The sequence below is a fragment of the Nitrospirota bacterium genome, from assembly GCA_016194305.1.
Taxonomy (GTDB): Bacteria; Nitrospirota; Nitrospiria; order JACQBW01; family JACQBW01; genus JACQBW01.
This window is the reverse complement of sequence record JACQBW010000026.1, coordinates 1-21,613: the sequence shown is the minus strand read 5'-3', so window position 1 is coordinate 21,613 and position 21,613 is coordinate 1. Positions and strand designations below refer to the sequence as shown.

Sequence of the window (21,613 nt, the reverse complement as noted above, 5' to 3'; positions counted from 1 at the left end):
CGCTCACCTGTTCTGGCCAGCCGGCGACAGTGACCTGTACGTTTACACCGACACCTGTCACCCCTCCTGCCAACGGGAATGGGACTTCGTCGTTATCGATTAGCGCGACCACAGCGACGGCGCCCGGAAACTATGCCTTAACGGTGACGGGAAGCTTTAGCACCTTGTCGCATAGTGCAGCGTTGAACTTGATTGTGACCGACTTTAATGTGGCGGTGTCGCCGACTTCCGGGACAGTATTAGTTGGGAACAGCACCACCACGACCATGACGGTGAATTCGTTGAATGGGTTTAATTCTGCAGTGACACTGACCTGCAATCCAAGCAATGTGAATATCACCTGTTCGTTCAGCACGTCGCCTGTGACGCCGATTGCCAATGGAAGCGCAACCTCGACGTTGACAGCGGGGGCGTTGGCGACGGCTGCGACGGGGAGTTATACGGTGACGGTGACCGGGACATTCGGGACGCAGAGCCGGTCTGCCGCGTATACCCTGGTGGTGAATAATTTCAGTATGAGTGTGAATCCGGCAACCACAACAGCCGTAACGGGAAGTACGATGACTACGACGGTGACGGTCACGTCCTTAAACAGTTTTGTCTCGGCGGTGGCCTTAACCTGTACCCCCAGCAGTGTGAACATTACCTGCAGCTTTAATTTTGCATCGGTGACGCCTGTTGCAAACGGGACTTCATCCGTCATCATGACGCTCTTGACAGCGGGAGCAGCGACCGGAAGTTACACCATTACCGTGACAGGAACCAGCAATACTCAGGCCAGAAGTGTGCCGTTCACCCTGATATTAAATAATTTCAGTCTTTTGATGAATCCGGCAACGGCCACGACAGCGGCGGGGAACAGCACGAATTCGACGATTACGGTGACGTCACTGAATAGTTTCAATTCTGCGGTGGCATTGAGCTGTTCGGTCTCGCCGGTGACGCCGACGGTAACCTGCGGGGTGGTCCCGGCATCGGTGACGCCTCCTGCAGGAGGGAGTACGACCTCGACGTTGAATGTGACGACGTTGACGTCCGCTTTACCTTCCTTATATGTTGTATCGGTGAATGGAACAGGCGATTCTCAGACAAGATCGACGACCTATAACTTGACGGTGGGCGCGGCGCCGGATTATACCGTAGGGCTATCCCTGGGCACGGTCACAACGACAGCGGGAAACTCCACCACTTTAACGGTCACGGTGACATCGGTAAACAGCTTCAATTCGGCAGTGGCGCTAAGCTGTTCGGGCCAGCCGGCGACAGTGACCTGTACGTTTACGCCGGCATCGGTAACGCCAGCGGCGAACGGAAGCATTACTTCGTCATTATCGGTCGGGACCACGACGGCGACCGCGCCCGGAAATTATGCCTTAACCGTCACGGGGAGCTTCAGTACATTGTCGCACAGCGTGCCTTTGAATTTGATTGTGACCGATTTCAATACGGGTCTGTTGCCAGCCTCCGGAGCTGTGGTCGTTGGGAATAGCACCACCTCGACGGTGACGGTGAATTCCCTCAATGGATTTAATTCTGCAGTGACCCTCACCTGTGCGCCAAGTAATGTCAATATTACCTGTTCGTTCAGTACTTCGCCCATTACGCCAATCGCCAATGGAAGTGCAACTTCCACGCTGACGGTGGGAGCAACGCTTGCGGCGGTGACCGGAAGTTACACGGTGACGGTGACCGGGACGAGCAGCGGCCAGCCGAGATCTGCGGTCTACATTTTAACCGTGAATAATTTTGCGATCAGCGTCAATCCAGCTACTACCACTGCGGTAACAGGGAGTACGACGACAACCAACGTGACGGTGACATCCATTAATGGATTTAGTTCGAGTGTGACCCTGACCTGTACGCCGAGCAATGTAATCATTACCTGCAGTTTCAATTTCGGTTCGGTAACCCCTGTGGCCAATGGAACGGCTTCCGTGATCATGACGCTTGGAACGGCAGGAGCTGCTACGGGAAGTTATACCGTTACTGTGACGGGGACGAGCAATACTCAGCCGAGAAGCGTGCCCTTCACGTTAATCTTGAACAACTTTGGCATTTCAATCAATCCTGCGACGGCGACCACGGCAGCGGGAACAAGCACCAATGCTGTAATTACCGCGAGTTCCTTAAATAATTTCAATTCCGCCGTGTCATTGGCCTGTTCTGTATCGCCCGCCACCCCGACGGTGAGTTGCGGTGTGGCTCCAGTGTCAGTGACACCTCCGGCGGGGGGGAGTACGACCTCGACGTTGAATGTGACAACACTCTCAACGGCTCTACCGGCCTTATATGTGGTGACGGTTACCGGAACAAGTGATTCACAAACAAGAAATGCGACCTACAATTTGACGGTAGGAGCCGCGCCGGACTACACCCTGGGACTGACCCTGGGGTCCGTAACAACCGTGGCTGGAAGCAATACCCCTACCGGTGTGATTGTTACTTCGACCAATAGTTTTAATTCTGCTGTGGTTTTAAGTTGCTCTTCCATTAGTCCTCCGACAGCAACCATTACATGCGGTTTTACCCCTTCATCGTCGGTCACGCCAGCGGCCAACGGGAGCGCCACGGCGACATTGACTGTCACGACAACGACAGCGACGACCCCTTCGACCTATACCATTACGGTGACGGGGACATCCGGAACCTTGACGCATAATGTAGCGCTCAACTTGACCGTTAATGACTTTAACGTGGGGATATCTCCCAATACGGGCGGAGTCATTGTCGGCAATAGTACGACTTCAACCGTGACGGTCAATTCGTTGAATGGCTTTAATTCGGCGGTGGCGCTGACCTGTACGCCGAGTAATGTCAACATTACCTGTAGCTTCAGCCCGACACCGGTCACCCCAGTTGCCAATGGAAGTGCTATTTCGACTCTAAATCTTTTTACGACGGGTGTAGCTCCGACCGGATCCTATAACATTACCGTGACAGGAACATTTAACGGTCAAGCGAGAAGCGCAGTTTATACCCTGACGGTCAACGATTTTAGTATGAGCGTGAATCCGGCAAGCGCAACGACCGTTTCCGGTGGCTCTACGACGACAACGGTCACCGTTACTTCGTTAAATGGCTTTAATTCGTCTGTTGCTCTTGCCTGCACGCCAAGCAATGTGGCAGTGACCTGCAGCCTTAATTTCGCGTTAGTGACACCACTTGCAAATGGAACTTCTACTGTTACTTTAACTGTTGGTACGAGCGGTGCACCGGTCGGAAACTATACGATTACCGTCAGCGGCGTTTCGGCGGGTCAGACACGAAATACGGTTTATACCTTAACGGTAAACGATTTCAATCTTGTGATGAATCCGACAGCCGTTACGACGGTAGCGGGAAGCAGCACCAATTCGACGATTACCGTGAATTCCCTGGGTGGTTTTAATTCAGCGGTATCTCTCGCCTGTTCCGTATCACCTGTTACATCGACGGTGACCTGCGGCGTCGTTCCAGCGTCGGTGACGCCGCCAGCCGCTGGGAGTACGACCTCGACGTTGAATGTGACGACGCTGACAACGGCCCCCGCGGCAGTTTACACCATTACTGTGAGCGGCATTAACAACCTCCAGACACGCAATGCGCTATTTACTTTGAATGTTAATCCACCGCCGGACTTTTCCATCGGAGTCTCTTCCGGATCGGTGACGACCGTTGCAGGAAACAGCAGCAACACTGTAGTCACGGTAACCTCATTAAATAGCTTCAATTCTGCTGTCACTTTGACCTGTCCTTCCGCTCCCGCTACGGTAACCTGTACGTTTACACCCACGCCGGTGACGCCAGCGGCCAATGGCACTATTACGTCAAACCTGGTCGTGGGAACAACCACGGCCACTCCTCCAGGGAACTATATCCTGAATTTGACCGGGACCTCCGGAACGTTGACGCATACCGTGCCATTGACGCTTGTCGTGAACGACTTTTCCGTCGGAATTTCTCCTACTTCCGGGTCGGTCATCGCCGGTAATAGTACTTCCGCTACCGTAACCGTTGCATCCCTGGGTGGTTTTAGTTCACCGGTTACCCTCGCCTGTGCAACGGGTAATGCCGCGGTGACCTGTAATTTTAATGCCTCTCCGATTACTCCCCTGGCTAACGGGACAGCAAGCTCCACCCTGAATATTTTGACCACTGTGGGTGCTACGACCGGTTCTTATACCATTACCGTGACGGGAACAAACGGAGGACAGCCGAGAACGGCGACCTATACTCTGAATGTGAACAATTTCAACGTCGTTTTAAATCCGGGCGCCGCGACGACCGTTTCCGGAAATAGTACCTCGACGCAAGTGACGGTGAATTCCTTAAATGGTTTTACTTCCACAGTCAGTTTAGCTTGTCTGCCGAGCAGTCTGACCATTAGTTGCAGTTTGAGCTTTGCGGCTGTGACGCCCGCTTCGAATGGAAGCGCATCAGCGACCCTGACTGTGGGGACTGCGGGTGCGACAACGGGAACATATTCTGTTACAGTGACCGGTAGTTCGGGCGGGCAGGCAAGAACGGCTGTCTATTCCATCACTGTGAATGATTTCAGCCTGGTGATGTCTCCGACGACAGCAACTACCGCGGCCGGAACCAGTACCAATTCAACCATTATCGTCAATTCGCTCAACGGTTTTAATTCGGCGGTTTCTCTCGCCTGTTCCGTGTCGCCGTCCACACCGACCGTTTCCTGCGGTATCTCGTTACCTACTGTCACGCCTCCCGCAGGCGGAAACACAACGTCGACCTTGAATGTAACGACCCTTTCGACCGCGCCTCCTTCGACTTATACCGTGACCGTGACAGGGTCGAATAGTGGTCAAAACAGAACAACACAATATTTGCTTATTCTCAACGACTATAGCCTGACCGTCAATCCAACTTCCGGAACGACGTCTATTGGAAGCGGAACCACCTCAACCGTGACGGTGACCTCTTTAGGAGGATTTAATGCGTCGGTCAATCTATCCTGTTCAACGAGTAACGCCAATGTTGGATGTTCATTGGCCCCTCCCACAGTAACACCTGCAGTCAACGGCAGTGTAACATCCACCCTTTCCATTACGACGCTTTCAACGGTCGCCACGGGAAATTACACGATTACCATAACCGGAAATTCTGCTGGATTAATCCGGACGGGGACATACACCCTTTCGGTGGTCGATTTTAGTCTTAGCGCGACACCCAACTTTGGAAGTGCCTCCGCGGGCAATTCACAGACATCGACCATCACCGTCGCATCGTTAAATGGATTCAACTCCATTGTCGCATTGACCTGTTCTATTGCTCCTGTGAGCGCCACCATGGGCTGTTCGTTGACGCCGAACTCCATTATTCCTGCGGCGAATGGCACGGCAACTTCAAATCTCCTGATGACCACGTCATCGACGAGTCCCGCCGGAAACTATACGGTAACCGTAACCGGTATTAGCGGGTCGATCAATCATCAGGTTACCTATGCGCTCGCCATCAATGATTTTTCAATCGGCGTATCCCCTGCGACGGCGACCACAACGGCCGGAAGTTCAACGGTGACCTCCGTTTCAATTACGTCGCTCTTCGGCTTCAATCTGATCGTGAATTTGACCTGCGCCACGAGCAACGTCAATATTGGATGCGGATTGAACCCGGCTTCGATCTCTCCTGTCGCAAATGGAACGGTGAATGCCTCGTTAACGATCACCGCCTCGAGTTCATCTGCAGCAGGAAATTATTCGGTGACCGTGACCGGAACCAGCGGCGGTCTGACGCATCAGGCGGTCGAAATCCTGACCATCTCCGATTTTAGTGTCTCGCTTTCTCCGGCTGTCAGAAATATCAGCGTGGGCTTGTCAACCACTTCGACACTTATCTTGACTTCGTTAAACGGATTCAATGTGGCCGTCGCCCTGAGCTGTTCATCTCCGGACAGTACGATCTCCTGTTCGATCGCTCCGGTTTCGGTGACGCCGGTCGCAAATGGCAGCGTGACCGCGACACTCAATGTGGTCTCGTCTTCCACAACGCCGGGCGGCAATTATACAATCGTGGTTACCGCAGTCGGCGGAGGCGTTACCCATCAGGCTCTGTTGACATTGGGTATCACGGATTACCGGTTAGGACTGTCGTCGAGTTCGGCAGCCGGGCCTCCCGGTTACTCCACCACCTCGACGATTATCGTGACTTCGGTCAATGGATTCAATTCTGCGGTGACTCTCGGCTGTTCGACCAGTAATGCCAATGTCGGATGTTCGATACTTCCTCTCTCTGTGACGCCGGTTCCTAACGGAAGCATTACATCAACACTGACTGTGACGACCAGTACCGGTATCGCTCCGGGAAATTATACGGTGACCGTGACTGCGCTGGGAGCCGGAATTACGCATCAGACGGTATTTAATTTATCGATCATTGATTTCAGTATGTCGCTCAATCCTTTGTCAGGGAGCGTGGTCGCCGGATTCTCGGCAACCTCTACCGTGCTTATGACCTCCTTAAATGGTTTCAATAACACCATTACGTTAGTCTGCTCGTCTCCCATTGGGTCGTTAAGTTGCGGAATGAGTCCTTCTTCGGTCACTCTAGCAGCCAATGGTTCTGTATCGAGCACGGTGACGATGATTACGACTGCTGCAACGCAACTGGGCCTATTCACCCTGACCGTTACCGCAACCGGGGGTGGAATCACGCATCAAACCACTTATAATCTGACCGTGCTTCCTCCGCCTCCTGCCATGACGACTCTGGCGGCGTCGGGAATTGGTATCAATGCGGCCACGCTGAATGGGACGATCAATCCCTTCGGAGCGACCGGAACAGCCTGGTTTGAATACGGAACCACGACGGCGATGACCAGTTCGACCACCGCGATTTCGGTTCCGGCGAATAGTATTGTCAATCCAATCTCGGCGGGTCTCAATGGGCTCACTCCCAATACCATTTATTACTATCGGATTGTGGGTCAGACGAGCGGTGGAACGGGTTATGGCGCGCAACTCTCCTTTACGACGTTGGCGCTTCCGCCCATTGTTGTCACGGGGAGCCCGGCTACCAATATTGCTCAAACTTCCGCAACGCTAAATGGTACGGCCAATCCGAACGGCGTCAATGGCATTGCATGGTTCGATTACGGACTCACAACCGCCTATAACTTAAGCTCTCAAACACAGGCCATCTCAGGATCTGTCGCAAACAGTGTGGTCATTTCGATATTTGGACTCAGTCCGAACACAACCTATCACTATCGTATTTCGGCTTCCAATAACGGCGGCACGACGGTAGGCACGGATGCTACCTTTACGACACTTCCGAATCCGCCTACAGTAACGACCTTGTCACCCGCAACGGCGATTACCCAAACTTCGGGTACGGTCTCGGGTTCCATCAATCCAAATGGAGTTGTGGCTACGGCCTGGTTTGAATGGGGCTTGTCGACCGCCTACGGATCCAGCAGTGCCACGCAGCCGATTGCCGCTACCTCAACGGCATTGAACTTCACGCTCGTGATGAACGGACTTTCTTCATACACAACCTATCATTATCGTGCGGCGGGAAATAATGCAGGCGGGACAAGTTATGGTGCAGATGCTGTTTTCACGACACTGCCGCTTCCGCCCGTCATTGTGGGGACTCCGACTGCCGCGCCCATTTTCCAGACGACCGCGACTTTGAATGGAACGGTGACGCCGAATGTTGCACCCGGCTTTGCTTTCTTCAATTATGGATTAACCGCGGCATATGGTTCCGCAACGACCACGGTTCCGATTGCCGGATCAGCCAATATGGCGGTTTCGATTGTCGTCGGAAGCCTGACTTCTCTCACAACCTATCATTATCAGCTGGTCGCCTATAACGCGGGAGGGACAGTTTACGGTCCGGATGCCACTTTTGTTACACTGGCCTATCCACCCCTTGTGATCACCGACGGCGCGACCAATGTGGGGACGAATACAGCCGTCCTCAATGGCCAGGTCAATCCGAATGGACTGGCAACGAGTGCCTGGTTCGAATGGGGAACGACAACCGCCTATGGCTTTAGCAACAAAGCCACAGCCCAGGCGCTCTCTCCCCTGAATAGCTATATTATTGTTAGTCCGCTTTCGATCGGTTCCCTGGCACCCAATACGACCTATTATTACAGAGCCGTGGCCCAATCCAGTGCAGGAACGACGACGGGCGTCGCCCGGACATTCACGACACTTTCCGGCGGAGTTTCGCCTCCGGGACTTTCGTTCTCACCCGATCCCGGATACAATTCGACATCTGGCTTTGCAGGGACGAATCCGTATCCCTTCAAGGTGGTCTATACCAGTCCGAGCAACCTCGCGCCAACCTTGATTGCGCTTTACCTGGATGGTGACCGGACAGGATTACCGATGACACTGGATGTGACCCCAATGGGAAGCACGACTTCGTTACCCGGAGGTCCTGTTATGAATCTTTTATCCGTTGCAGAAGGGATTGTCGGTGCGGGGTATACACAGATCTTTACGGCAACCGGCGGAACGCTTCCCTACACCTGGAGTGTGACCGGTTCCCTTCCGGCGGGTCTAACGCTCAATACGGCGAGCGGGATTATTTCCGGGACTCCCGGCGCAAGCGGAACCTATCCTTTGAGTATTGCGGTTATCGATTCATCCGGCACGCCATTGACTGCTACGGTCAATGTGAATTTAGTGATCTGTTCCTATACCACGGGATGTCAATATCGCGTCACCCCGCCGCTCCTGAACGCGGGAGTCGGATTCTATTTCTTTGCCGCTTCGGACGGCCAATCAACGATTAGCCTCTCTTCCTCTGGCACTTTGGCCGGACCCACGGTTCCGGGGACCCCCTCGCTGACACCCGTCGGGAATAACGTGGTGGTGACTCCGGTGCCCGGCTATGCCGTTAAATTTGCAACATTGAATGTCGTAGGAAATACGAATATCAGCACCTTGGCAACGGTACCGGCAATCCCGGCTAGCTACACGCTACCTCTCACCAATATCTATCAGAGAAACATATCCACGACCGCCGGGTATATCGGGACGGAAACAATTTGTATCAATTACAGCAGCGCTTACTTTATTAATCAGAATGCCATTGTGATGCTTCATTATGATACGGTGCAGGCCAGATGGGTCAATGTCACCAGCTCTCTGGATGTGGTCCATAATATTGCCTGCGGGGCCGTAAGCGCCCTGGACGGCCCTTATGTATTGGTGATGACCGGTTCGACCGCGGTGGGAATCTCTTCTTTCAATACCACGGCAGGTGACGCAAATGTCATGGTGGAGTGGAGCACCCAGACTGAAACGAATCAGCTCGGATTCAATGTATTGAGAGGCCTCTCTCTAAATGGACCATTCAGCAAGATCAATGCACAGATCATTCCATCGAGAGGAAATTCCATCTACGGAGCCCGTTATCGATATATGGATTATGGCGTCATGAATGGCCTGACCTATTATTATCAGCTGGAGTCCGTGGATACAGGCAATAAATCTGTTGTGCAATTTGTGTCGATCGCGAATCCCCAGGCCCAAAACAGTTCCACAGCTGTTCCGGAAGGGCCCATGAACGTTGACCCGAATAGCCCCTCAACCTCCGGTACAAAGGGGAATGGAACAACGATCATTCAGTTGATCACCCCCGATTCGGAAGCAATACATCTCTCCGGTAAAGATGCCGAGAGCGAAAAAACAGAAGCTCAAAACCTGGTAGGCATTCAGGTCAAGGTATTGAGCGACAGGGTTGTCTTATCCTGGACGCCGCTTGATTCTGCCGATACCTATATGGTCTGGAGAAGTGACGAGAAAAACGGATTCTATCAGATGATCAACGATAAACTGGTTATTCCAGAAGTTCTTGGAAATATGGATTTACAAGACTATCTGATAAGAGCGGTCTATGAGGACATGACGATTCAACCTGGAAAAACCTACCATTATAAAATCGAACGGATGATTCCAGGTGAAGATAGCCATATGGTGGGATCAACCTCTGCACAGGTACCGGAATCGATTGAAGAAAAGAAAGCGGACAAGACCACACAGGGTATCGAGCTTCTTCAACCGGTCACGATCGAGCATCAAGGCAAGGAAAAATAATAATAACAATCGTGGTGATTTTTGTTTGGTTTAGATAGGAATACCAGATCACTTCGCTTCTTACTCTGCGTCGTGGTTATTATTTCTGGCTGTAGTGGGGGAGGGGGCGGAAGCGGCGTGGTGAGTTCAGTTTCCTGTACTCAGACAACACCCGTGACGTCCACAACCCGGCTTAAAATAAGTGTTAAAACAAACGGAATTTATCTCCTTTCTCCTCCCACACTAAAACAATATCCGTTTTGTCTCGATTCTTCAGCGGTGTCCCTTTCCAGTTTCAAACTTCAGAATTTCGATCCCAACCAGAAGAAAATGATCGACATTCCGGTTTCCTTTGATTCGCAGGGAAATATCGAATTCTACGGAGTCGGGGTGAATCGAAATGATTACACGGCTTCGAATGCGGATTATACCGATACGAATGTCTATTGGTTAGTCCCGTCACTCACCAGCACTCCCGTCATGTCGACCAAAGCCTCGGTTTCCTCTGGAACGGCTATACCTTCCATGATTACACACCACGAAGAACAAGACACGATTTATTGGCCTCAAATCTCAAACGGAACCGGAGTGGATCATTGGTTTTGGGAGAAATTTAATAGCAACACCTCGTTGTCACATAATTTTACTATTAACGATTATGACAATCTATATTCGACAACACCCATCACACTGTCATATTCGGTTATTTCTCAAACTTCTGTAAATCCACATAGTTTGAGGTATCTTTTGTTAAATCCAAATCTAAACAACACGGATTCCTGGACTGATTCTTTACCACATACTTTTATGACCACTTTTGCTGGAAATATTGTTAATGGAGCACCAAGCTCTTTTCAGTTTACAGATTCCAGCGCGTTGGACGTGTTTTATTTCAACTGGCTGGAACTCGAATATCCAGGAAAAGCACTCAATGATCAGATTATCTTCCATGGAAACAATCCAGGTAGTGCGATTTACAGCTTTTCAATTAATGGATTTTCACAAAGCACGATCGAGCTTTTTGATATTAGCGATCCTCAATCGCCTCTAAAGATTACTAACCCTGCGATGGCTTCTGTTAGCGGAGGGTTTCAGTTGACATATAGTGACACGTTAACTGCATCTATCCCAAATAATTATATTGCTTTGGCTCCGGTACAACGAAGGACACCATCAGAAATTGTTGAGCTCACCACGACGGATCTGCATTCTCTTGCACCTGGTTTTGACTATTTAATCATTACTCATTCCAGTTTCCTATCAAACGTACAGACGCTAGCCAATTACCGGAATTCTGCCCCGGGTGGAAGCCATGTTCCTCGAATTGTTACGGTCGAGAGCGTTTATGACAGTTTTAGCGGAGGAATATTTTCTCCCCGGGCGATTCAGGATTTTCTTGGTTACCTGTATCAAAATAGTATCATTGTGAATCCGGGATATGTATTACTGGTTGGGGATGCATCCTTTGATTATAGAAATATCGGTGGATTTGGTTTGGAAAACCTTGTCCCGACGTATTTGATGGAGACTTCTTTCGAACAGACGCCAAGCGATTACTGGTTTGTTCCGCATACAGGGGCTGGAGCGCCGTTGCTGGTTATCGGAAGACTTCCTGCTAAATCAATAACGGAAACAGACACGATGATTTCAAAAATTATAAATTATGAAACGAATGTGCCCTCTTCAAATTGGAATAAAAACGTGACCTTTATTTCTGGAGAAGATAGCGTGGGAAACTTTGATAGCGAATCGAATTCACTTTTAACTGGCAGCGCATTTCCTTCCACCATAACAAATATCATGCAGATCTATCATTCAAATTTTACAACTACTGCCAGCTTTACCGCTTCCATCATCGGGAGCATAAACTCAGGTGCTTTAATCACAAATTATATGGGCCATGGTTCAGTTGGTGTATGGGCTAACGCGAACTCGGGCAATCTAAGCAATACCTATCTCCAGTCTACCGATCCCTACACTTTTGCCAATTCATCCCAACTCACTTTTCTCGTGACGTTGGAATGTCTAAACGGTATGTTTGCGGGAACAGACGAAGGAAAAAGCCATCCCGTTTCGATGGCTGAAGCGTTTCTAAAATCAAATGGGGGCGCTGTGGCTGTCTTTAGTCCGACTGGACAAGGATTGACTAATTTTCATTCTCCACTTGCCGAATATCTCTACAATACGATTTTTGCAACAGGATATGCATCATCGTTTCTGCCAGAACCGATTCTGGGGAAAGCGATTCAGACGGCCGAGAAAAATATTTTGCTTTCCGCTTCCTACTCCGGTTCTCAACAAATGCTGGAGACGGTTGGCATTTTTGTTCTGTTAGGAGATCCTGCGACACAATTAGCCCTACCGTAATCCCTTGTTGGCAAAAAATCCTTGATTTTCCGAGACATTGTTCTGTACCATGTACCACGATTACGAAAGGGGAGTGGAAATGAGTGCAGATTCCGGTTTGTCCGGCAAGAAGATTCTGATTGTGGATGACGACCCCAACGTCATTAAAGGTCTGCTTGAGAGTTTAAAAAATGAACAATGCATCATCGATACCGCGACGGATGGACTTGAAGGTTTTGAAAAGATCGCGAGTGACGAGTATGATCTGATCATTTCAGATGTGATGATGCCCGGTTTGAATGGTCAAAAGCTTTACAAATACATGAGTGAAGTAAAACCTCACCTGATCCATCGGTGTATTCTCATTACCGGCGCCATGAATGACGAGCTGGAAGCTTTCTGCAAGTCTGTTAATCTTCCGTTTTTAAACAAGCCGTTCTCTACCTCTGACCTGAAAAAAATGATTTCGGTTCTCCTGGTGAAAAGCGAAAAAAGAGCCCCTTCCCTGTAACCCATTTCGTCCATCTGTTTTGAGATCAGACGCTTGACATTCCAGATTTGAATGTTTATAAATAGACCCGAATTTTGAGGAATGACTATGATTGAAGTGAAACAACTGACCAAGCTATATGGCACGGTTAAGGCGGTCGATAACGTCAGTTTTAATGTCAATAAGGGAGAGATTGTCGCGTTTTTAGGTCCCAATGGCGCGGGCAAAAGTACCACCATGCGGATCATTACAGGTTTTATTCCCGCCACGACCGGAACGGCGCGGGTCGCCGGCTTCGATGTTTTCGATGATCCCCTTGAAGTCAAAAAACGAATAGGCTATCTTCCGGAATCGCCTCCTCTATACCCGGACATGACGGTTTCGGAATATCTCCTCTTTGTGGCAAGGATCAAACAGGTCCCCTCACAGAATCTATTTTCTTCAATTCAGAATGTCATGGATCAGTGCAACCTCGGGACAGTGAGGGGACGACTCATCAAGAAATTGTCGAAAGGATTTCAGCAGAGAGTCGGCCTGGCTCAGGCCCTTATTCATGACCCGGAGGTCTTGATTCTGGATGAGCCGACCGTCGGATTGGATCCCCATCAAATTATTGAAATCCGCGAACTGATCAGGGCCCTTGCCGGAAATCATACGATTATATTGAGTACGCATATTCTGCCGGAAGCGACCGCACTGTGTCAGAGAGTTCTCATTATCAATGAAGGACGCCTGGTTGCAGAAGACTCCCCGGAGAAGCTTTCTGCCAATTTGCGAAAGACCGACAAAGTGAATCTCACTCTGCGGAGAGGAAACGAGAAAATCGTCGAATCCTTGCAGGCCATATCCGGAATGTTAAGTGTAGCACATATCTTGACAGGGGAGGATGGCGTTTGGGAGGTGACAGCGGAATATCCGATTGGATCTGATTTAAGAGAAGAGATCGCCAGGACTGTCATTGAAAACGGAGGAGGATTACTGGAAATGAAATCTCAAACCTTGACCCTGGAAGATATTTTCCTGAAGTTAACCCGGGAAGAACCTTTTCCTCCCGGACAGGAGGAAACTTCATGAAAAATATCGTTACCATTGCGAGGAAAGAGTTGCTCAGTTATTTTTATTCTCCGATCGCCTACGTGGTTCTCTTTATTTTTCTCATGGTGGTGGGACTACTCTACTCCAACATTGTCGCCGCAGTGAGTCAAATCAGCATGCAGATGATGCGTTTCCAGGGAGGAATGGGACAATTCAATCCGAAAGAAATGATTTTCAGGCAGTCATTCAGTAATATGATCGTGGTTTTACTCCTGATCATGCCTCTATTAACCATGAGATTGATTACCGAAGAGAAAAAGATGAAAACGACGGAATTGCTCTACACGTCTCCGGTGACCATGTTTGAAATTGTCTTCGGAAAATTTCTCGGGGTTTTGTTCCTTTATTTTTTAATGCTGGGGTTGACGTTCTATATTCCACTCCTCGTGGCGAATGTCATTTCGATCAGCTGGAAAATGGTCTTGGCGAGCTATCTCGGCCTTCTCCTCTGCGGAGGAGTTTTTCTGGCCTGGGGTCTGTTTGCGTCATCATTGACCGAAAACCAGATTATTTCGGCGGCTATTAGCTTTGGTTTTCTTCTCTCGCTCTGGATTATCGGTTTTATGGGACAGGTCCTGTCGGATTCCGTAATAGGGCAGATTCTTACTTATCTCTCATTGATCACTCATTTTGAAAACTTTAACAAAGGACTCATTGATACAACGGATATTGCCTATTGTATCGGAATGATAACTTTGGCTCTCTATCTAACCTATCAGGTTGTAGAATCCCAGAGATGGAAATCCTAGAAACCTGGGAGGGAGACGAGGTAAGGCGTGAAAGGTAACGGCTGAAATGAAAGGGAAAATGAACAGATTATTCGGATTTACAAGAAAAAGGTCAACCCGAATGGGAACAAATGCGTTTGCCGCGACGCTATTTGTCATCGGCATTTTGAGCGTATTGGCGCTCTTATTGAATAAACACTCGTTTCGGTTTGATTTTTCCGAGGAAGGGAATTTCTCAATTGCTCCCCAGACCGTTAAAATACTCAAAAATTTGAAACAGGATATCAAAATTACCGGATTTGTGGAGGAGGGGACCAAATCGAAGGAGAAGGCGGTTGATCTCCTGAATAATTTTAAATATCAGACCCCGCATATTCAATATGAGCTGATTGATCCGGCAAGAAGACCTGCGATTGCAAAGCAATATGGGATTACACAATCGGACACGCTGGTGCTCGAAGGAGGTAAACAGGAAAAAAGAATCCGTACGATCAATGAAGAGGACCTGATTAACGCAGTCGTACAGGTCAATCAGGATCAGAAAAAGAGCCTCTATTTTCTGGAAGGACATGGGGAACACAAGATCGGAGATTCGGAAAAGGAAGGCTATTCGTTCGCGAAGGAGTCTCTTGAAAAAGATGGCTATGATGTGAAGACGCTGCTTTTGCTGCAAGAAGGAAAAATTCCGGATAATGCAGCGGTATTGGTCGTTGGCGGCCCCATGACGCAGGTGATCTCGACAGAAAAGACCATTCTTGATCATTATTTGTCAAAAGGGGGAAAGGTCCTCTTTCTCATTGACCCGGAGTCTAGGGCGGATTTCGATTCTTTTCTCAAGAATTGGGGCGCCGAGCTTCACCAGGATCTGGTGATTGATCCGATGTCACGGCTTTTTGGGGGCGATTTCACAATTCCGGTCGTCAATTCATTTCAGAATCACGAAATTACACGCGAAATGAAAGCGCCGGTCTTTTTCCCGGTCGCGCGCTCATTTTCATTTAAAAAAGAGATGGAAGCCGAGATTGCTTTTAATCCACTTGCTGAAAGCGGGCCGAACAGCTGGGGTGAGACAAAGATCAGGTCGGGTGAAGCCAAATTTGACCCAGGTGAAGATTTCAAAGGACCTGTAACGATTGCCGGGGCATTTAACTTCAAAAAAAAATCGGAAGCCGAGCTGGATAAAGGATCCAAATGGATTGTTGTGGGTGACTCTGACTTTGCCACGAATGCATTTTTTAAGGCGGCTGGAAACGGGGATCTCTTTTTAAATATGATCAGCTGGCTTGCAGAAGAAAAGGGACTGATTTCGGTTCGGGCCAAAGATGACCAATCGACTCCGTTTTTTCTCACTCGTTCACAGGGAAAGCTGTTTTTTCTGGTCCCGATTCTCATTGTACCAGGAGCAGTCATTATGGCCGGCATTCTGGTCTGGAGAGTCCGTAGAAAGAGATGAGATACAAAGCGACATTGATTTTGTTTCTTCTTTTTCTTGGATTGGTTTCCTATCTCTTCCTGATTGACAATCCGCGGATCAAGAAAGAGGCGGAAAAAAAGGAAAAGGCTGAGAAGCTCTTTGACTTTTCCATAGATCAGGTCAGGCAGGTGGAACTTGATACTTCGGGGGGTCATTTCTTGATGACAAAAAACGCTGAAGAGCAATGGATGGTCAAGAATCTGCAAGGGGAGCCCACAGGCAATGTCGTGGCGGACTCCAATGTCGTAGAGAGAATCATCCGGGAGATTCATGAACTTAAACCGACTCGAATTGTCGACGAAAAAGGGGAGGATCTGAAAGGTTTTGGATTTAATATGCCTGAAAAATCGGTCACTCTGACGATGAAAGAGGGTCCCATCCTGAAACTGCTCATTGGGGATGAGGCACCATTGCCGCAGACGCTCTATCTCAAACGGGGCGATAACGGAAAAATTTATTTATCCAACGCGGGCATACGAGTGATCGTCAATTACGAGTTTTGGAATTTGAGAAATAAACATCTCCTTTCGTACGATCAAGTCCTGATTGACCATGTCGAAGTCAAACTTCAGGATCATTCTTGGGAAGTCGCAAAAAAAGGGGATGATTGGATTTTCCCTGGCCAGCCAGGTGAAAAAGTGAATGAAGAAAAACTCTCTTCATTCCTTTTTTCGACCGGCACGCTGGATGGCGAAAGGGTATTAAACGAAACTGGAACAAACCTGAAAGAATTTGAGCTTGCCCCAGCCTATGCGACGCTCATCTTCCATATTAAAGATAAAATCTATACCTTGCTTGTCGGAAAATCGAAGAATGAAGAAAAGATTACTGCTATGGGAAATTCTGAAGGTCCCATTTTTGAAATCAAGAAAGATTTTCTCAACAAGATTCCAAACCGGAATGAGTTAATCAAAAAAGAGCCTCCTCCTTCGCCCGCTACCACTTCGGGTGTCAACAACACAAAATAGCCTCCTCTCTTATCCTGCAACGAGAATACTAATTGAGTGTGACCTTCTGAAAATGAATATGATGGAACGTCGAGTTCGTGTTGTCGTCCCACACGAAATAGGCCGTTTTTCCTAGAACGGCCATTCCCGGTTCATAGGAGAAACTATCTCCTGAACTATTAGAAATATTCACAGGGCCAATGAAATTCTTCCCGCCATCCGAGCTTCTTTCAAGAAAGACATCGTATGTTGTAGGAAATGCCGTACTTCTTGAAAAGAAAGTCACATAAACATACTGACTCGAATCGATTCCAATGGCCGGACCGTACGACGCTCCGTTAAGAGTCAAATTATGCGGAGGAACCGGAAAAGTGGTTGTACCGGTATTGAGATTGTTAATGTAGATATCGAATCCACTCTGGGACGGATTGTGGGCAGCCCAGGCCACATAGCGGTTTCCATTGCCGTCAGTTGCCAGTGAAACACTTGCCGGAATCGACTGACTGTTGACGCGAAAACTCGTTTGCGTGTCAAACGTCACGGAGTACTCTGTTAAAACCAGGTCACTTACCGAAGTCTGGAGATATGCAATGTCCGGATCTCCTGCAAGCTGGGAAATTTTGGGATATCCGTTAAATCCGCTCTCGGATAAAATCTGCTTTGTGGGGACAGAAGGTGTCACCGGATTCTGTGCCAAAAGGGAATCAAAATAGATTTGATAAGGTGTTGGACTGCTGCAGGATACCTGAGCCCAGGTAATGAGCAAGTTATTTTGATTATAAATAATATCTGCCTGAGGAATCGAATTTTGGGACGATTGTGAGGAACAGAGATTCGCAATGGTAACCGCTGAAGTTCGAAACTGACTGGAAGTCGAATAGTTCAATAGGAACTGAGTTGGGGATTGCCAAAGAACAAAACTGTTTCCATTTCCATCGGTTGTGATTCGGGGATAGGTTCCGTTCGTGGAGTTGGGTATTACGATCGGAATACTAAAGGTCGATCCGCCATCTTTTGATGAAGAAAAGAGGATATTGCCGTCGGAACTGTTTTCCCAGGCCACATAGATTCCTGTCGAATCAACCGCAATTTGGGGATTCCTGGAATTGATCGGCTGGGAAGGTGAGGGATCCGGCAAAATCGGTGAAGAGGGAAATAGGGTGGCGAAGGTCGGAGCGGTATTGGGTCCCGGGGGGAGCCCGCAAACATTGAGGAAAAAAGAAAAAAATAAAACGAGAATAATCCGGTATTTAGGAATAAAAAGTTGAAAACGAGACATCTTTCCATTATATGAAATCTCGGCTATTAAATCTAATCATTAATCATCAAAAAGGATTTGTGACATCCCATTGAAGGTAATTAACATCGTATTTTACGTATGAATTCAATTTATTAAATGTTTAAACTTTAGTATACTTAAAAGAACTTGGCATAAACAGACCTAAGGCGTTATAAGCACTTTGAATCGTTGACTTTATTAATATATAGAACCGGATTAATCATGTTGAGGCTTTTTGCAGTTTTTTCCTTCGTGTCTGCCCTGTTATTGACCCATGTTTCAATAATAAAGGGACAGGAACCCATCAATCCGGAGTCGGCACCTTCGAAAGCCGTGCCAAAAATAATTGAAGGGTTTGTTTTTATCGAAGGCGGTTGTTTTGAAATGGGGGATGTCTTTGGCGATGGAGACAGTACCAGCAAACCTCCCCACTCCGTCTGTGTTAAAGATTTTTACCTGGCAAAGGAACATATTACGTTGGGGGAGTTTCGACAATTCGTTGACGAGACGCATTATCAAACCGAAGCGGAAGTCCCTTTTGGCGACAAAAAGGAGCCGATTGGTTGTGTAGGGTGGAATGGCAAAGAATGGAAAGTGGACAAAAATACGATTTGGAGGCGGCCCGGTTTTAAGCAGGGAGATGACCATCCGGTCGTCTGTGTATCCTGGAATGATGCGATCAAATTTGGCAATTGGAAAAGCCAGAAGACAGGAGTTCGTTTCAGGCTACCGACAGAAGCGGAATGGGAGTTCGCTGCCAGAAGCCGGGGAAAGAAGATCAAGTTTAGTTGGGGGAATGGATCGCCACAGGGCAATATTGGTGACTTGGCGTTTAATAAGAAAATCCCGACTGATCCCGCGATCAAAAATTATAATGACGGTTATCCCTTCACTTCTCCGGTGAGGAAGTTTAAACCGAATGAGTTAGGCTTGTTTGACATGTCAGGTAACGCCTGGCAATGGGTCCTGGATTGGTATGATCCTGAATATTATAAGAATAGTCCCAAAGAAAATCCCCAAGGTCCTGAAAAGGGAGAATTGAAGGTACTACGAGGGGGATCCTGGGGCAATGGAGATCCGGCAAACTTTAAAACAACTTATCGGGGTCATTTCTGGCCGGATACGAGAAGCAGCTTCATGGGATTTCGATTAGCGGCATCTCCTCCTTCTCCTAATTAATATCAGAAGTTTAGAAAGCAGTGAAAAAAAAGTCCAGAGTCATTGTATTGGTCAGCGGCGGTCTCGATTCCTCGACCGTATTAGGTATTGCGAAAAGCAGGGGTGAAGACATTTTGGCGCTCAGTTTTGATTACGGACAAAGGCATCGAATCGAACTTAAAAGCGCATATCAAGTGGCCAAATACTACGGCCTGAAACAAAGAGTCATCAAGCTTGATCTACGGCAGATCGGGGGTTCTGCTTTGACGGATACCATTGAAGTTCCCAAAGACAGGCGATTGACGAAAAGGAACGTTTCGATTCCGATCACCTATGTTCCGGGTCGAAATACGATCTTTCTGTCGTATGCGATGGCGGTGTCGGAGACAGATTCGCGGCCTGTGATCTATATTGGGGCGAACGTTCTTGACTATAGCGGTTATCCGGATTGCCGGCCCGACTATTTGAATTCTTTTGAAAAAATGGCGAATCTTGCTCTCGCGACCCGGGAAAAGAAGCGGACTCCCCTGGAAATTCGGGCTCCGTTGCTTTATATGACCAAAAAAGAAATCGTTCAGAAAGGGAGAGAGCTGAAAGTTCCTTTTCATTTAACACATAGTTGTTATGATCCGCTTCCGAAAGGGGTCAGCTGCGGACGGTGTGATAGCTGTCAGCTGCGGAAAAAAGGCTTTAAAGAGGCACGAGAAATTGATCCGATTTCTTATCGTCAAGCATGAAGGTAAAGGAAGCCCTCGTAGATCAATTTTTAAAAGGGCTGGACAAAATTATTCCAGAAACGAGAATTGAACTAAACCACAGAAATCCTCTGGAGTTGTTGGTGGCAACGATTCTTTCAGCACAATGTACGGATGAAAGAGTCAATAAAGTCACGGAGAGAGTTTTTAAAAAATATCAGTCCGCTCAGGATTATGCTGATGCGGATCTTTCCACTTTTGAAACAGAGATTAAACCGACAGGATTCTATAAAAATAAGGCCAAAAACGTCATCTTGACGGCAAAAGAGATTCTAGGCCGGTTCAAAGGAGAGGTTCCTTCGAATATGGCGGATTTGATCTCTTTGCCAGGTGTCGGTCGAAAAACGGCCAATGTGATACTTGGAGGATGGTTTAAAGTACCGGCAATTGTGGTCGATACCCATGTCAAGCGGGTCTCGAATCGAGCGGGTCTGACTCGTTCTGAAGATCCTGACGAGATTGAACAAGAATTGCAAAAAATCTTTCCCCCGGAGCAATGGACCCGAATCTCAAATCAGATCTTGCTATTCGGCCGATATCATTGCAAAGCCAAATCGCCGGAGTGTCATGGCTGTTTTTTTTATCATGAATGTGTGAGTAAGGGAAAATGGTAAATGGCTCCTCGGGAGCAGAGGATCGTAAATTTTGGAGAACATAGGTTATGAAACCCAATCGTAGTATTCATGTCATTCTTCTTCTATTTTTTGTTCTGGCAAGTTGCAGTGGTGGAGGAGGCGGTGCCGCGGCACCGGTTACACCTCCTGCAAAGAAAATAGTTCCCAAATATGCCTATGTCGCGAATCAAATTACAAACGACGTTTCGCAATATAACGTTGGAACCAATGGAACTCTTAGTAGCATGACCACACCAACAATAGGGGCCGGAACGAATCCCTATTCCGTGTCAGTTGATCCTTCAGGCAAATATGCCTATGTAGTCAATGGTGGGGATAACAATATTTCTCAATACAACATTGGCAGCGATGGAAGTCTTACCGCCATGTCCGTTTCCACGGTAGTGTCTGGAACAACACCCCACTTCATTGCTATCGACCCTACCGGAAAATATGCTTACGCCTCAAATTATGGAGGAGACGACATTTCGCAATATACGATTGTGGGAGGGAGCCTAACTTCCATGAGCAACCCATCAGTGGCCTCAGGTTCTCAACCGTTTGCCGTTACAGTGGATCCGACCGGGAAATACGTCTACGTAGCAAACTACGCGGATTTCAATGTTTCGCAATATGCGATTACAACAGGAGGTAATCTTTCAGTAATTGGAAGCGGCACAGTTCTTGCTGGAT

Annotated in this window: 12 protein-coding genes; 11 read left to right on the top strand and 1 reads right to left on the bottom strand. The window is 48.3% G+C overall.

The genetic code is table 11. From position 1 onward, the window contains the following. From HY200_08895 to HY200_08865, 7 genes are all read left to right on the top strand, one after another. A partial coding sequence (locus HY200_08895) for a putative Ig domain-containing protein (protein ID MBI3595061.1) occupies window positions 1–10,055 on the top strand: 10,055 nt, incomplete at its 5' end. 21 nt (window positions 10,056–10,076) lie between these two features. Then, a complete protein-coding gene (locus HY200_08890; GenBank protein MBI3595060.1) occupies window positions 10,077–12,401 on the top strand; it encodes a hypothetical protein in 2,325 nt (774 codons plus the stop codon). A gap of 79 nt (window positions 12,402–12,480) precedes the next feature. Beyond that, entirely contained in the window at window positions 12,481–12,891 is a 411-nt protein-coding gene (locus tag HY200_08885; protein MBI3595059.1) for a response regulator, read from the top strand. Window positions 12,892–12,978: 87 nt separating this feature from the next. Beyond that, window positions 12,979–13,944, top strand: coding sequence for an ATP-binding cassette domain-containing protein (locus tag HY200_08880; GenBank protein ID MBI3595058.1), 966 nt, complete (start codon window positions 12,979–12,981; stop codon window positions 13,942–13,944). Beyond that, a complete protein-coding gene (locus tag HY200_08875) occupies window positions 13,941–14,714 on the top strand; it encodes an ABC transporter permease subunit (GenBank protein MBI3595057.1) in 774 nt (257 codons plus the stop codon). The genes HY200_08880 and HY200_08875 overlap by 4 nt, the downstream gene beginning before the upstream one ends. A 58-nt stretch (window positions 14,715–14,772) precedes the next feature. Beyond that, window positions 14,773–16,146, top strand: coding sequence for a Gldg family protein (locus HY200_08870; protein MBI3595056.1), 1,374 nt, complete (start codon window positions 14,773–14,775; stop codon window positions 16,144–16,146). Next, on the top strand, window positions 16,143–17,135 hold the full coding sequence (locus HY200_08865) for a DUF4340 domain-containing protein (protein MBI3595055.1): 993 nt from the start codon (window positions 16,143–16,145) through the stop codon (window positions 17,133–17,135). The genes HY200_08870 and HY200_08865 overlap by 4 nt, the downstream gene beginning before the upstream one ends. Before the next feature lie 28 nt (window positions 17,136–17,163). On the opposite strand, the gene HY200_08860 is transcribed toward HY200_08865, so the two are convergent. Beyond that, on the bottom strand, window positions 17,164–18,393 hold the full coding sequence (locus HY200_08860; protein MBI3595054.1) for a hypothetical protein: 1,230 nt from the start codon (window positions 18,391–18,393) through the stop codon (window positions 17,164–17,166). A 222-nt stretch (window positions 18,394–18,615) separates the two neighbouring features. Between HY200_08860 and HY200_08855 the strand changes: the two genes are divergently transcribed. From HY200_08855 to HY200_08840, 4 genes are all read left to right on the top strand, one after another. Continuing rightward, window positions 18,616–19,572 (top strand): formylglycine-generating enzyme family protein, encoded by a 957-nt coding sequence (locus HY200_08855; GenBank protein ID MBI3595053.1) that lies wholly within the window; start codon window positions 18,616–18,618, stop codon window positions 19,570–19,572. 20 nt (window positions 19,573–19,592) lie between these two features. After that, window positions 19,593–20,288, top strand: a complete 696-nt coding sequence (queC, locus tag HY200_08850) for a 7-cyano-7-deazaguanine synthase QueC (GenBank protein ID MBI3595052.1) — start codon at window positions 19,593–19,595, stop codon at window positions 20,286–20,288. Continuing rightward, window positions 20,285–20,920, top strand: coding sequence for an endonuclease III (gene nth, locus HY200_08845; GenBank protein MBI3595051.1), 636 nt, complete (start codon window positions 20,285–20,287; stop codon window positions 20,918–20,920). Before queC ends, nth begins: the two co-directional genes overlap by 4 nt. A gap of 47 nt (window positions 20,921–20,967) precedes the next feature. Further along, window positions 20,968–21,613: YncE family protein (locus tag HY200_08840; protein ID MBI3595050.1), on the top strand; the 646-nt coding region annotated here is incomplete at its 3' end.